Source organism: Methylophilus sp. VKM B-3414 (genome assembly GCF_032248435.1).
GTDB lineage: Bacteria > Pseudomonadota > Gammaproteobacteria > Burkholderiales > Methylophilaceae > Methylophilus > Methylophilus glucosoxydans.
Genome location: NZ_JAVTLI010000003.1, coordinates 426,613 through 438,870 on the forward strand (window position 1 = coordinate 426,613; position 12,258 = coordinate 438,870).

Annotated in this window: 10 protein-coding genes; 5 read left to right on the plus strand and 5 right to left on the minus strand. The window is 52.6% G+C overall.

The window, feature by feature from the left end; translation table 11 throughout:
- The first annotated feature begins 34 nt into the window (after positions 1-34).
- Complete coding sequence (locus Q9292_RS04230) at positions 35-955, plus strand: alpha/beta hydrolase family esterase (protein WP_313985166.1); 921 nt, start codon at positions 35-37, stop codon at positions 953-955.
- A gap of 38 nt (positions 956-993) precedes the next feature.
- On the opposite strand, the gene Q9292_RS04235 is transcribed toward Q9292_RS04230, so the two are convergent.
- Positions 994-1,788 carry a MipA/OmpV family protein gene (locus tag Q9292_RS04235; RefSeq protein ID WP_313985169.1) on the minus strand — a complete coding sequence of 265 codons (795 nt, stop codon included), beginning with the start codon at positions 1,786-1,788 and terminating at the stop codon, positions 994-996.
- Between the two features lie 147 nt (positions 1,789-1,935).
- Here Q9292_RS04235 and Q9292_RS04240 point away from each other — a divergent pair, with 147 nt between their 5' ends.
- Positions 1,936-2,370 carry a DUF3429 domain-containing protein gene (locus tag Q9292_RS04240; RefSeq protein WP_194748867.1) on the plus strand — a complete coding sequence of 145 codons (435 nt, stop codon included), beginning with the start codon at positions 1,936-1,938 and terminating at the stop codon, positions 2,368-2,370.
- Between the two features lie 29 nt (positions 2,371-2,399).
- On the opposite strand, the gene Q9292_RS04245 is transcribed toward Q9292_RS04240, so the two are convergent.
- Positions 2,400-3,416, minus strand: coding sequence for a trypsin-like peptidase domain-containing protein (locus Q9292_RS04245; RefSeq protein WP_313985173.1), 1,017 nt, complete (start codon positions 3,414-3,416; stop codon positions 2,400-2,402).
- A gap of 200 nt (positions 3,417-3,616) precedes the next feature.
- Here Q9292_RS04245 and Q9292_RS04250 point away from each other — a divergent pair, with 200 nt between their 5' ends.
- Both Q9292_RS04250 and sbmA read left to right on the plus strand, forming a co-directional pair.
- Complete coding sequence (locus tag Q9292_RS04250; RefSeq protein ID WP_313985175.1) at positions 3,617-3,991, plus strand: hypothetical protein; 375 nt, start codon at positions 3,617-3,619, stop codon at positions 3,989-3,991.
- A 199-nt stretch (positions 3,992-4,190) separates the two neighbouring features.
- A complete protein-coding gene (gene sbmA / locus Q9292_RS04255) occupies positions 4,191-5,417 on the plus strand; it encodes a peptide antibiotic transporter SbmA (RefSeq protein ID WP_313985177.1) in 1,227 nt (408 codons plus the stop codon).
- Between the two features lie 32 nt (positions 5,418-5,449).
- Here the strand turns inward: sbmA and Q9292_RS04260 are convergent, their stop codons facing one another.
- Together Q9292_RS04260 and Q9292_RS04265 are read right to left on the minus strand one after the other, a co-directional pair.
- The gene (locus Q9292_RS04260) at positions 5,450-7,609 is read right to left on the minus strand and encodes a bifunctional diguanylate cyclase/phosphodiesterase (protein WP_228518846.1); all 2,160 of its coding nucleotides are present in this window, start codon (positions 7,607-7,609) and stop codon (positions 5,450-5,452) included.
- Positions 7,609-10,191, minus strand: a complete 2,583-nt coding sequence (locus tag Q9292_RS04265) for a chemotaxis protein CheW (RefSeq protein WP_313985181.1) — start codon at positions 10,189-10,191, stop codon at positions 7,609-7,611. Before Q9292_RS04265 ends, Q9292_RS04260 begins: the two co-directional genes overlap by 1 nt.
- Positions 10,192-10,483: 292 nt before the next feature.
- Here Q9292_RS04265 and Q9292_RS04270 point away from each other — a divergent pair, with 292 nt between their 5' ends.
- On the plus strand, positions 10,484-10,942 hold the full coding sequence (locus tag Q9292_RS04270; RefSeq protein WP_275357768.1) for a DUF2721 domain-containing protein: 459 nt from the start codon (positions 10,484-10,486) through the stop codon (positions 10,940-10,942).
- Here the strand turns inward: Q9292_RS04270 and Q9292_RS04275 are convergent.
- Entirely contained in the window at positions 10,939-12,048 is a 1,110-nt protein-coding gene (locus Q9292_RS04275; protein ID WP_313985184.1) for an HPP family protein, read from the minus strand. The two genes, Q9292_RS04270 and Q9292_RS04275, sit on opposite strands and share 4 nt — an antisense overlap.
- Between the last annotated feature and the right edge of the window lie 210 nt (positions 12,049-12,258).

Below are 12,258 nucleotides of genomic sequence, written 5' to 3' on the forward strand. Positions count from 1 at the left end.
ATGACAATATTCTGTTCTGGTTGAGGGGGTCCCCATGTCCTGGTTTCGGCGCTTGATGGTGTATTTGCTGTGCAGTGTAACCTGTTTGCCCGCCCTGTGCCGGGCAAATCTCGCCTCTGGCGATTATGCCTTTGAGGTCAATGTTGGTGGTGAGACGCGCGAGTATCTCGTGCATGTGCCCAAGCAGGTCGGCGCAGGCCAGGCCTTGCCCATGGTGCTGGTGCTGCATGGCGGGATGGGCAATATGCAGGTGCAGGCCACCGAACGGTTTTATCACCAGATTTCTGCGGCCGAAAAACATGGCTATATTGCCGTGTTTCCTAATGGTTACAGCCGGTTGCCGGGCGGCAAGTTCGCCACCTGGAATGCCGGTAACTGTTGTGGTCCAGCGCTCAAAAAACAAAGTGATGATGTGGGTGTGATCCGGGCCATGATTCAAGCCATGCAGCAAAAGACAGCCATTGATGCCAACCGCATTTTTGTCGATGGCATGTCCAATGGCGGCATGATGGCTTATCGGCTGGCCTGCGAGTTGTCAGGCACCATCAGCGCGATCGCGGCTGTCGCCGGGACAGACAATACCAGGCAATGTCTGCCCAGCAAACCGGTGGCGATTTTGCATATTCACGCCAAAGACGATGACCATGTCCCATTCAATGGTGGTCCGGGCGAGAAATCCATGACAGATGTCAGTTTTAATTCGGTGCCTGCCACTATCCAGAAATGGGTAAAGCTCAACCAGGCCAATCCACAGGCGGAGCGTATCCTTGAAGTCAGCGGTGCCTATTGTGAGGTGCATCGTGGCGGGTTGGCGCCTGCACAGCTCTGTGTCACCGACAGCGGCGGACATTCCTGGCCGGGGGGCAGCAAACCCCGTGGTGGGGAGGCTGGATCAACGGCGATTGACGCCAACGATGTGATCTGGGCCTTTTTCAATGCCAATGGCCGCCATTAAGCCTCCGTCGGCATGTCCGCCGCGATGGGCGGTTTATGTTAAAACGGGATGCTATAGCCGACGTAAGCCATGGGTTGTATGCGTGTTTCTGTGATCGGGCTGTCGTATTGTTCATCACTGAGTCGGGTGATGAATGCTCCAAACAGCAGTGAGTGATTCGTCATCACAGGCATCATGCCATTGATGCCTGCCTGCCATTCAACGCCGGATCCCGCGCGGTAAAACGGCCGACTGGCGTTGACTTCATTGTTGCGCACCCCAAAGTAATAGTTGTTGAATTTCTGGCTGTTCCAGGTCGCCCCCACCAGGCCGTTCAGACGCAAGTTTGGCGACCTTAACAGGCTCTTGATGTATTGCACCTGAAACTGCTGGCCATTACTGTTGCCACTGGCATCCGTAGTCCATTGCGCATTCAATGTGCCATAGTCGGTTTGCCAGCGGAGCAGCGGCCCAACAAAAATCGAAAAGTCGCGGTTATCCATGCCGCGCGTACGGTCTCCCTTGCTGGCATCCCAGCCAAACTTGGCCTCGGCAGACAGGCCAAAGCGTAAGCGTTTATCCTCGCTATCCACTAACCAGGCGCCCGCTTGCAGGGCATTGATAAAAAAACGGTCGCCATAGTTCGCGTTAATAATCGGCAACACCAGCGCGCGGTATTCATCAGAGCCAGAGGTCTTTGGCAGGACGCCAACGCCAATCCCATACAGGTTTTGTGCTCTGGGTACGGCAGTTTCTGTTTGCCGGTCTATGCGGGATTCGGCAGATGTAAGCGGACTGAAGAAGGTGATGGCCATACAAGTGCCAATCACGGGCAATGCGTGATGAAAGTTCATGGTGTGTATCCGTGTATTATTTTATGTTGATGGCATGAGCGCTTAACGGCTGATTTAGTTCCCGCATGCCATGCAGGCTTTTTCGTCTGCAGCCCCAAAACCAAAATGATTGACCATGGTCACATCGCTGCAAAGAGGAGAAAACACATGCGACCTATACATATTCAGCTGGCTAAAACATTGACCTTTATGGGCGCGCTGCCTTTTGCCGGCGCCGTGGTAGCGCAGATGCAGGGGATGGCGCATTATCATACCGGCTATCTGGCGCTGACCTATGGCGCCGTTATTATCTCATTTTTATGTGGGATACACTGGGGCTTGTTTTTGAACCATGCCCAAGACACCCGCCTGAATTTGCTGGTCACCAGCAATTTGCTGGCCCTACTTGCCTGGGCTACCCTGTTTTTTGTGGTGCCGGTCACCCAATATCTGGTGCAGATCGCCGCCTTTATCGTTTTATGGCTGATAGACCGCAAGCTGGTGGCTGAGGGGCTGATTGAACGCTGGTTTTACCAGTTGCGCACACAAATCACGCTGCTGGTGACAGTGTGTTTGTGCGCGATGCTGGTGTTGCAGTTTTAAAAGCCAGGCCAGCGTCAGATTAGACCAGCTCAGGGACTGGCTTGCTTCAAGGCCTGGATTTGTTGCGTGACTTTTTCGCCTTGTTCCGGGTCTATCGCCTGAATCGCTGGCTGTATAGACTCAAGCGTCGCCAGATCTTTTTGCACAAAAGCGACTCTGGACAGCGCAAGCATGGCATCAACATCGCGCTGGTTAAGGTCATAGGCTTTTTTCAGGTCCTGCTCTGCCTGCACATAATGCTGCAAGCCTTCTTCCGCCAGCCCTAAAAAATACCAGGCATCGGCAGAAGCCGGTTCTTGGCCCGTCCATTGTCCGGCAATGGTTTTCAAATCACGCCAGTCTGCATTTTGATAAGGAATTACCACCTGCATGAAATAAGGCCGTTGTTCCAGCGGCAACGCCCAGAAAGGGACATCATTGGTTTTGAGTGACGTGGTTTCAGGCGCCGCCATCAACTCCTTGATCCACTCGACCGGCAGGCTGTAATAAAACGCTGGCTGGCCCGGGCTTTTGAACGTGGTCAGGCCGATCAGGTTGTAGTGCTGGTCAAACAAGGCGCCGCCGCTAGAGCCCATGTAAAAAGAGGCGTTCGAGCGCACAATCAGGCTGCCATCAAACGGATAAATGCCCTTGATCGCGCCATAAGACAGCTGGGGCACCGGCGCACCGGCTGGAAAACTCATGCTAAAGACTTCTTCTTCATATTGCAGGCTTTGACTGTCTCGCATGGGGATGGGTTTGAATGGCAGCGGGTCAAACTTGAGCAGGCAGACATCGCGTTTCCAGTTGGCTTTCAGACCTATCGGCTGATAACCATCTCTAAATTTGGCGATATTCACACCTTTGCTATTGGCAATCACATGACAGTTGGTCGCCACGTATTCGGGGCTGACCACTACACCAGAGCCCCTGCCGTTTGAGCCATCCGGCAAGTCGGTGGTGACCATGACAATCGAGTGTCCGAGTTCCAGCGTATCAACAATACTGGGCTGAGCATTTAAAACATTGGTCAGCAAAAGCAAGCTGGTGAGCAAGATTGACTTCATAACCCCTCTATTCTTTATTCAGGTCTGTCGGATGTTTAAGTAACAAATTCTTAAGCGGTAAGACCTGTCAGGATCAAAAACGTTTTCGGGACGGTGCGAGTAAGCATTTTCTGACAGGCAAATCAGCGGCAGCCTACGTCTAAGTGCGGCGCTTACCATTAAGATGGTGCCTGACTCAACCTTCAAATATTGAGCATAAAATGCATTCCCACAAATCGTATATGCTTCCCAAACTGATTTTCCTCAACATGTTGGCCTTGATGATGATTACCTTTGAACATGAAGCGCCTGCCGATAACCGGTATTTTCTTAAAGCTGTGAATGCAGGTGAAGGGGCTAAGCCTGAGCCTGAGCAGCACGTGCAATTGGCTGAGGCTAGTGACGCCATGGTTGATGCCGCACAAGCCACGCCAGTTCAAGCCACACCCGTTAAGGAGGAGCCTGCAAGAAAAGCGCCGGTAAAACGCCGGCTGGTCAGCCACAAATCTTCACCCAAGGCTAAAGTTATGCTTCAACGCGCCAGCTATCAAAGCAACTCCCCTTTAGGGTGCTGCTTTAGAGGCAATTACAGTTAACACGACCGCTTTAAAGTCGGCTATGTAAAAGATTTTGAACATTTTCCCCGCACAATACTCAAGCTCCCACATGGGGGCTTTTTTGTTGCCGGACGTTATTTGATCTGCAAAACTTGATGAATCTGATTGCATGACCTTGTTGCAGGCCAGGGCAAGAGCCAATACACTGAACACTTGTTAATAAGAATATCAATCGCCTATGTTCAAATCCTTTTTTCCCGACTCCCGCTGGTTCTGGCCTTCTGTCATTCTGTGGGCAATGGTCTGTTGCGGCGTATGGTTCGAGTATTCTTCTGCCATTGGCACGGCATTGGGTTTATCCATGGTAGAGAAGGAGCCGGTGATCGGACTCGGGCATTTTGTCACTGACCCGTTCAAGCTGTTTTATCTGTATTACCTGGTGAGCGTCGCGATTTTTGCGCTGATGTGGTTCAAGCTTAAACCTAGCCGCTGGCAGTGGTGGTCGATTGTCGGTAGCGCCTTTATTTTGTTCTCGACCTATTACTCTGTGCAGGTATCGGTAGCGCTCAATAACTGGCGCCGGCCTTTCTTTGATGCGGTGCAAGCGGCGCTTTCGCCCAACTCCAAGGTCACGACCGCGCAGTTGTATATCCTCATGTTGCAGTTTGCCGAAATCGCGTTCGTGGCCATTTTTATTTATGTCCTGACTCGCTTTTTTGTCAGCCACTATATCTTCCGCTGGCGTACGGCGATGAACGATTTTTATACCCACCAGTGGCCGCAGGTGCGCAACATTGAAGGGGCATCGCAACGGGTACAGGAAGACACCATGCGCTTTGCGACCATCATGGAGGGCCTGGGCGTGTCTATGGTGGAGGCGGTGATGACCTTGTTTGCGTTTTTGCCGGTGTTGTGGAGCTTGTCTGCGTATGTAAGTGAGCTGCCCGTGTTTGGGGCGGTGCCTGCGCCGCTGTTCACGGCGGCAATTGCCTGGTCTGTGTTCGGTACCTTTTTGTTGGCTGCGGTCGGGATTAAGTTGCCAGGCCTGGAATTCAGAAACCAGCGGGTAGAAGCGGCGTATCGTAAAGAGCTGGTGTATGGCGAAGATGACCCGGCACGCGCGCAACCTGAGACGCTAAAAGCCTTGTTTCTGGATGTGCGTAAAAACTACTTCCGCTTGTATTTTCACTACATGTATTTCAATGTGGCGCGCAGCCTGTATTTGCAGGCGGATAATATCTTTGCCTACTTGATTCTGGTGCCTACCATTGCGGCGGGTAAAATCACGTTTGGTATTTTGCAGCAGATTCTGACGGCGTTCTCACAAGTGAGTAACTCGTTTCAATATCTGGTCAACTCCTGGACCACCATTGTCGAGCTGCTGTCGGTTTACAAACGGTTGACTGCATTTGAAGCAGCCATTAAACACGAAGCGCTGCCTGAAATCGAGCGCAGCAACGCTTAGTCGGTTGCAAGCTGGACATCGCAGGTGACCGCCTAGCGGCTCACCTGCAAATGGTCAAACTTGGGCCGTTGCTCGCGCATGAACTGTGCCAGTGCTTCATCCGACAAGGGCTTGCTGTAATAATAGCCCTGGCCAACATCGCAGCCGCTGTGCAATAAAAAGCGGTGCTGGTACTCGTTTTCTATGCCTTCTGCGGTCACTGATTTATGCAAGCTTTTACCCAGATTGATCAATGCCAGCAGGATATTGCCATTGGTCACGCTTTGTTCCAGGTCCTGCACAAACGCTTTGTCAATCTTGAGTTCGTCAATCGGATAGTTTTTCAGATAGGCCATATTGGAGTAGCCGATGCCGAAGTCATCAATGGCAATACATACGCCCAGGCGTTTGAGTTGCTCCAGTGTCCGCGTAAACATGGCTTCATCCTTAAAGCGCGCATTCTCGGTCACTTCCAGCGTAATCAAATGTGGCGGGACGCGTTCCTGCCGTAAGACCCGCTGCACCGTCTCCACCAAGTTGCCGCGCAAAAACTGGATAGGCGAGACGTTGACCGCAATCGGCACCAGATAGCCCCATTCGGTTTGCATGGCTTTGATTTTCTTGCAGGCAGTCTGCAAGACCCATTCACCGATGGCAAAAATATGGCCGGTTTCTTCAGCCACCGGAATAAACTGGTCAGGCGGAATCAGGCCGCGCTCCGGGTGCTGCCAGCGGATCAGGGCTTCCAGCGCGCTGATATTGCCGTGTTGCATATTGATTTGCGGCTGGTAATACAGCATGAGTTCTTGCCGTTGCAGGGCGTGTCCGAGGCCATATTCAATTTCGTTACGTTCGCCCAGTTGCTGTGCCAGGGAGCCACTAAACATTTGCACTTTATTTTTACCGGCATTTTTAGCGCTATACAGTGCAGAGTCGGCGCACGTCAGCAAGGTATCAATGTCTTGGGCATGGTCCGGGTAGATGCTGACGCCAACGCTACAAGTCATGTTAAACACATAGTCGCCAATGGCAATCGGTTGCGAAATGGCTTCCATGACCCGTGACAGCAAGGGTTGGGCATCTTCTGCCGAGCGCAGGCCGGGGTAGAGCATGACAAACTCATCGCCGCCAAACCGCACAATGGCATCCGTCGGGCGTGTACTCTGAATCAACCTTTGCGCGACGTTCTCCAGCAGCTTGTCACCGGCGCGGTGGCCCAGCGTGTCGTTAATGAGTTTGAAATGGTCGAGGTCAATAAAGGCAATCGCGATTTTGTAGTGAAACTTGTCGGCTTCCGCAATCAGGCTGGCCAGTTTGCCACTGAAGGCATGGCGGTTTAACAACCCGGTCAGGTTGTCTGTCACCGCCAGTTGGCGGATTTGCAACTCATAGTTTTTACGGTCGGTGATGTCTTCGACCGTGCCCTCGTAGTAAAGAATACTGCCTTGTGCATCATAGACGGCATGCGCGTTTTCCGAGATCCAGATGGTTTCGCCATTCAGCCGGTAGACTTGCGACTCAAAATTCTGCACACGCCCCTGCAGGCGGATGGCTTCGGTAAAGTCGTGACGGCGGCTGTCTTCTACATACAGTTGCGTGCTGATATTGTTGAGGTCGCTGATCAGCTCCGCCGGCGAGGCATAGCCATAGAGCTTGGCCAGCGCCAGGTTGGCATTCAGGTAGGTGCCAGATTCTGTGGTCTGGAACATGCCAAGCGTCGAGTTCTCGAACATGGAGCGGTATTTTTGCTCGGTGCTGTAGAGCGCCTGCTCAATGCGTTTGCGTTCCGTGATGTCCTGAATAATGCCTTCAAGGGCGACGGGTTTGCCCTCGGGATCAAAGACGCCGCTGCCGCGTTCGGCCACCCAGCTGATTTCGCCATCGGCACGCACAATGCGGTATTCAAGTGCAAACCGTTGTTTGCGACTGACCGCTTCATGAATGATTTTGCGCGCCTGTGCACGGTCTTCAGTGTGCGTGATCCGTTCGTAGGACTTGACCTTGTTCAGGATCAAGTCTTGCGGAGCATAGCCGGTCAGTGACTCACAGCCTTTGCTGACATAAATCATGGTCCACTGATCATCATACAGGCAGCGGTATATCATGCCATCCAGATTATCCAGTAGCGTATCCAACAGCCGTTGTTGCTGTGAGGTCATTAAGGCATCGACGATTTGTGTTTGCATCATGTCCCAGTTGATCTGGCCACGCATTACAGCATCGCCTGTTCAGTTTGCCTTTGCTGGCCGATAGTGACTTTTTCCCACAGGCTTTGGGCATTCATCAGGGTCAGCATGCTTTGCTGGGCGAGATTGGCAATGGCAATGCCGGGGTTGTTGCTAATCCCCTTGAAAAAAGTATTCATGGGCTGAATCTGGCTGGGGGCAAGGTAAGGAATCTCGCCCAGCGCCGAGACAAAGACCCCGAATTTGAGGGCGGCTGCCTTGTCTTCAATCACCACAATCTGCCGGTAATCGGTAAAGTAGTGCGCGTGACCCAGCATGCGCGCCAGGTCAATAATAGGGATGACCTGATCGCCATAGGGGTGCATGCCCGCAATAAACGGCGCCGACTCTGGCAGCGTGCGTAACTGCACTTCGTCAATCGCTTCGCGGACAAAGCGGGCCTCTATCCCTAGCCAGCTGTTGCCGACATAAAAGGTTGCGTACTCCTGGCTGTCTTCAGCATTTTGCAGGAACAGGTTGGGGTTAAATTTGTTGTGGATGACCTGCGACTCTGCCGTGATGCGCTGGTTGATTTCGTTGACATTGCCAAGCGGGGTAAAGATCAAGGCAAAGACTTTATTCCGGTAGTTGTCTTCTGCCCCCTTGAATTCACGATAACCATACGCCGCGTGCACCCCTACCGCATAGTAGGTGTGATGGTAAATGGCAATATCAAACAGTCGCTGGCCTTCATTGAGATTGCTGATTTCCGGCATCAACGCAAAGTCATCGCCGGTGGCAAAGTCTGCATGCGTGCTGGAGATCACCTTGAGCTGTTCGTTGACAAACAGCGTAAAGCTGCCGCTGACCGGTGTATCGGTTTTGTCGCGTGGAATCACATCACGGAGCATGGCCTGGAATTGCGGCTTGCTGTCAAACACAATGCCTATGCCACCGACAATACTGTTGCCATCCAAATGCCGGATCGGCGCTGCATAAATATAGGTTGCCTGATGGTTGTACAAGGGCGTCGGTTCAAACTGCGACACTACATAGTCCTGACTGGAAGTGCAGCTGCGCGTGCGGCCTACCCATTCTTCGGTGAGCTGGCTGTCGATCAACTCATTGTAACGTGGGTTGGACACGGCAATCACCGTGCCTTGCCGGTCAAAGACGATCAGGTTGTCGTAAACGGTATACAAGCCATTGATGTAGCGCAGAATTGAGCTGATCTGGTTTTTATCCTGCGCAGAGAGCTGGGCGTTACCTAGGCATTCTCTGAAGACGTGGGTGAGTGCCCACCAACGGACGTCATTCGCCCGCTCGTACAGGTTGCGGTCCATGATCTCTACCGCCAGCTGCGCATAAAAACTGGAGTTTTCGAGCATCACCGAGACCACTGTTTGATACAGCTCAGAGACCATGCCCTCAATAATTTGCTGGGTTTTATGTCCGGTATTGCTGATCTCCGAGAGCAGGCTTTTGGAGAAGTTCTTTTGCTGGGTGTTGACGTAGTTGCTCTGCCAGATATTGCCGTTCCACACCGACTGGTTCAGCTTGCTCTGAATGTTGGCCGCCTGTTTTGGAATATTCAGCAGGCTTTCAGAAAAAATCAGCGGGCTGCGCATCACCTTGCGCAAGATTTCCGCATCAATATTGCTGATCATGCCCTGCATGCTCTGGTTGAATGCATACTCAAGCGGAATCATGGCTTGTCCCAGCCAGCCTGGCCCTGAGTAGCCTTGATAATTCTCGGCCTGCTTGGTGACACACAGGTATTCACGGCCCGCAAACCGTGCCACAAACCAGTCCTTGTCCGTGTCTGCACAGAGGGTGATGCCAATGGGGATTTGGTGTGGATCGCTAGAGGCAATCACGTGACGATGCTCATCCAGCAGGATGCCTATGGTCCAGTCCGAGCCAGAAATCAGGTTTTGAAAAATGGTTTGCAGTTCGTTCACAAACTTGAAGCACAAGCACAGGACGCCTAAAGGCCGCAGGCCATCACTGCTGCGTACTTCATGCGCATACATCAGGGATTGGTAAGGTTTGCCGTTGATTTCCGTTTCATAAAAATACTCGACATAAGGCGCACTGGATTGTACTGCCAGCTTGAAAATTGCGTGTTGGTCTACCAGCGTCTGCTGGGAGGCATCCAGCTGATGCAGCAAGTTGCCCGCCATATCAAAAAGGGCAATATTTTCGTAGACGGTATATTTCTTTTGATATTCCTGAAAGCGGTGCGTGATACGCAATTGCTCATGTGCCGTGACTGCGCCTGCCGCATGTTTTTCAAGGTAGCCCCTGACATCATCGTCGGTGGCAAAAAAGCCGATATCCGCCGTGCGTTCAAACAGGTTGCGGATCAGCAGGTTAATGACCTCAAATGCCTTGGATGTCAGCTGTGCCGCCGTTTTGTGCAAGGTTTCTTCTGACAGGTGGCGTAACACGGCATTCGAGATTTTGTTGAATGCCGTGCGTGTTTCTTCCATTTCGGAGCCGGTGCCGGACAGTTGCGCCATCAGCGCAAGACTGTCCCAGGCATTTTGTAGCTGGTAGATGTGTGAACGGAAATCGTTGACCTTTTTAAAATGGCTGGCGAGCTCTTCAGTCAAAGGTTGTGGGTGCATATATTTCTAGTGTTCTTCCATGATTGCAATTAATTCCGCCTATTTATAGCAAGAATGGTTCCCATTTAGCGGGGTCGAATTGCAAAACAATGGCAAGAAAAATGCTTTTATTTAAATATTAAAACCTGAGGGACATGATTTCGCTGGTGATTGGTCAAATAAACGCTACCTGCTTTGTGCGCATGCCTTTTGTTGGTGCGCAGTTGGCTAAAATGGTGCACGCGTGTCTGGTGTTTTTCATGTCAAAATAGGCCTTCCTTTTTCCTGAGTTCGCCAGCGCATGATTAATACCATGATAGAAATCCACAGTGTGTCGGAAGCGATCCGTGATGCGGTGGCGCCCGTGTTTTTACTCACTGGCATCGGGTCGATTCTCGGCGTGTTAATTGGCCGCCTGGGCCGCTCAATTGACCGTGCCAGGTTTTTAACCGATACGCCGGAGGAGAAGCGTGAGCGGTTCAAGGATGAGCTCAAGATTATTGTCAGGCGCACCAAATGGCTACGCCGGGCGATTGGCCTGGCCACGTTTGCCGCCTTGTGTATTTGTGTCTCTATCGCCAGCATGTTTATTTCGGTGGAAACCGGCTTGCGCTTGCCGCACCTGGTGATGGTGTCGTTTATTATCTCGATGGCGTCACTGATATTGGGACTGCTGTGTTTCTTGCGCGAGATTGTGCTTGCCTCACGCGAAGTGATCGTGCCGTATCAGCAATTGGAAAAACCGGCGCGCAAGCAGGCGGGCAAGTCCTAGCGGTAAAGTGCGCGGATCACGTCGGTTTGTGTCAGCAGGCCGACCAGTTTGTTGGAGGCATCCACCACGGGCAACAGTTGCAAGTGATGGCTGGTCATGAGCGGAATGGTATGCATGAGATGCATCTGGGCCTGGATGGTGATGGCTGGCGTGGTCATGATTTGGCCGACAACTTCCGCTTTGTCGCTATGCGTGGTGGGTGACCAGCGGATCAGTCGCTGCAGGGCAGGCCCCACTTCGCGATAACTGCTCGCCTGGGCATGCCGCACAAAGTCTGACAGGCTCAATATCCCTATCACCAGCTTTGCCTTGTTGACTACAGGCACCGCAGGCTCGGTCTGCGCCAGCATGGTGTGCCAGGCGGCTTCCAGAGGGTCGCCATATTCAAAGGTGGTCTCCACTGGCCGCATGATCTGTTCGCAGGTAATCGCCTCCAGTTTACGGTGGTAGGCAATCAATTCGGTTTGCTCAAGCAGGTGTTGTAATTGCGAGGGGTGAATGTCCAGCACTTCGTGAGACTGCCCCAGTGCCTGCTGCAAATCTTCAGGCGTGAATCCAAACTGGTAGCGCATGTGCGTGGGCGTCGCTGCGGCATGGTCATGATCCGCCACCGGGTATCGATAGCCGGTCATACGATGGTAAATCCAGGCTGTGAGTACCAGTAACAGGCTGTTTGCCAGCACCGGCCACCAGATAAAGCCAAAGCCGAGTTGCCAGATTGATTCGCCGCCCAACACGGCAGTCAGGGCCACCGCGCCGCTAGGCGGATGCAGGCAACGAAAGGCAAACATTAACGCAATCGCCGACAGCATAGCAAGTGCTGCGGCGGCGACCGGAAAATCTGGCAACCATTGTGCAAACAATACCCCGCTTAAGGCGGCCAGCGTATTGCCTGCCAGCAAGGCCCACGGTTGTGCCAGCGGGCTGGATGGCAAACAAAACAAAATGACGGCCGAGGCCCCCATGGGTGCAATCAGGAACACAGCAGTATGCCAGTCTGCCGCTGGCGCTTCTGCGATGACTAGGCCGGCCATCCCGCCAGTGAGCAAAATTCCCAGGCCCGCGCCCAGCGCCGCCCGTGCGTAATCGCGCAACGACCCGGTCATGCGCCGCGGCCAATAAGGCTTTAAAAAACGGGCGAGCTTTGCCATTCCAACTCAAAAAAGCAAAGACCGCAGTGTAACACGGACCCTTTTTAGGGGGGATGTTGGTGTGACGATGAGTGGGAATTTCTCCCGATACAATTCGGTTACAAAAATTCGGAAACTTAGGCCCTGTTTTAAAGCTCATAAGCGCTGAATGGTCCTGCAAGAAAG

What these genes read in the sequence shown, in the direction of transcription:
- Q9292_RS04270 (WP_275357768.1), top strand. Translation starts at nt 10,484, where the DNA reads ATGATAGAAATCCACAGTGTGTCGGAAGCGATCCGTGATGCGGTGGCG.
- Q9292_RS04275 (WP_313985184.1), bottom strand. Translation starts at nt 12,048, where the DNA reads ATGACCGGGTCGTTGCGCGATTACGCACGGGCGGCGCTGGGCGCGGGC.
- Q9292_RS04230 (WP_313985166.1), top strand. Translation starts at nt 35, where the DNA reads ATGTCCTGGTTTCGGCGCTTGATGGTGTATTTGCTGTGCAGTGTAACC.
- Q9292_RS04265 (WP_313985181.1), bottom strand. Translation starts at nt 10,191, where the DNA reads ATGCACCCACAACCTTTGACTGAAGAGCTCGCCAGCCATTTTAAAAAG.
- Q9292_RS04260 (WP_228518846.1), bottom strand. Translation starts at nt 7,609, where the DNA reads ATGCGTGGCCAGATCAACTGGGACATGATGCAAACACAAATCGTCGAT.
- Q9292_RS04240 (WP_194748867.1), top strand. Translation starts at nt 1,936, where the DNA reads ATGCGACCTATACATATTCAGCTGGCTAAAACATTGACCTTTATGGGC.
- Q9292_RS04245 (WP_313985173.1), bottom strand. Translation starts at nt 3,416, where the DNA reads ATGAAGTCAATCTTGCTCACCAGCTTGCTTTTGCTGACCAATGTTTTA.
- sbmA (WP_313985177.1), top strand. Translation starts at nt 4,191, where the DNA reads ATGTTCAAATCCTTTTTTCCCGACTCCCGCTGGTTCTGGCCTTCTGTC.
- Q9292_RS04235 (WP_313985169.1), bottom strand. Translation starts at nt 1,788, where the DNA reads ATGAACTTTCATCACGCATTGCCCGTGATTGGCACTTGTATGGCCATC.
- Q9292_RS04250 (WP_313985175.1), top strand. Translation starts at nt 3,617, where the DNA reads ATGCATTCCCACAAATCGTATATGCTTCCCAAACTGATTTTCCTCAAC.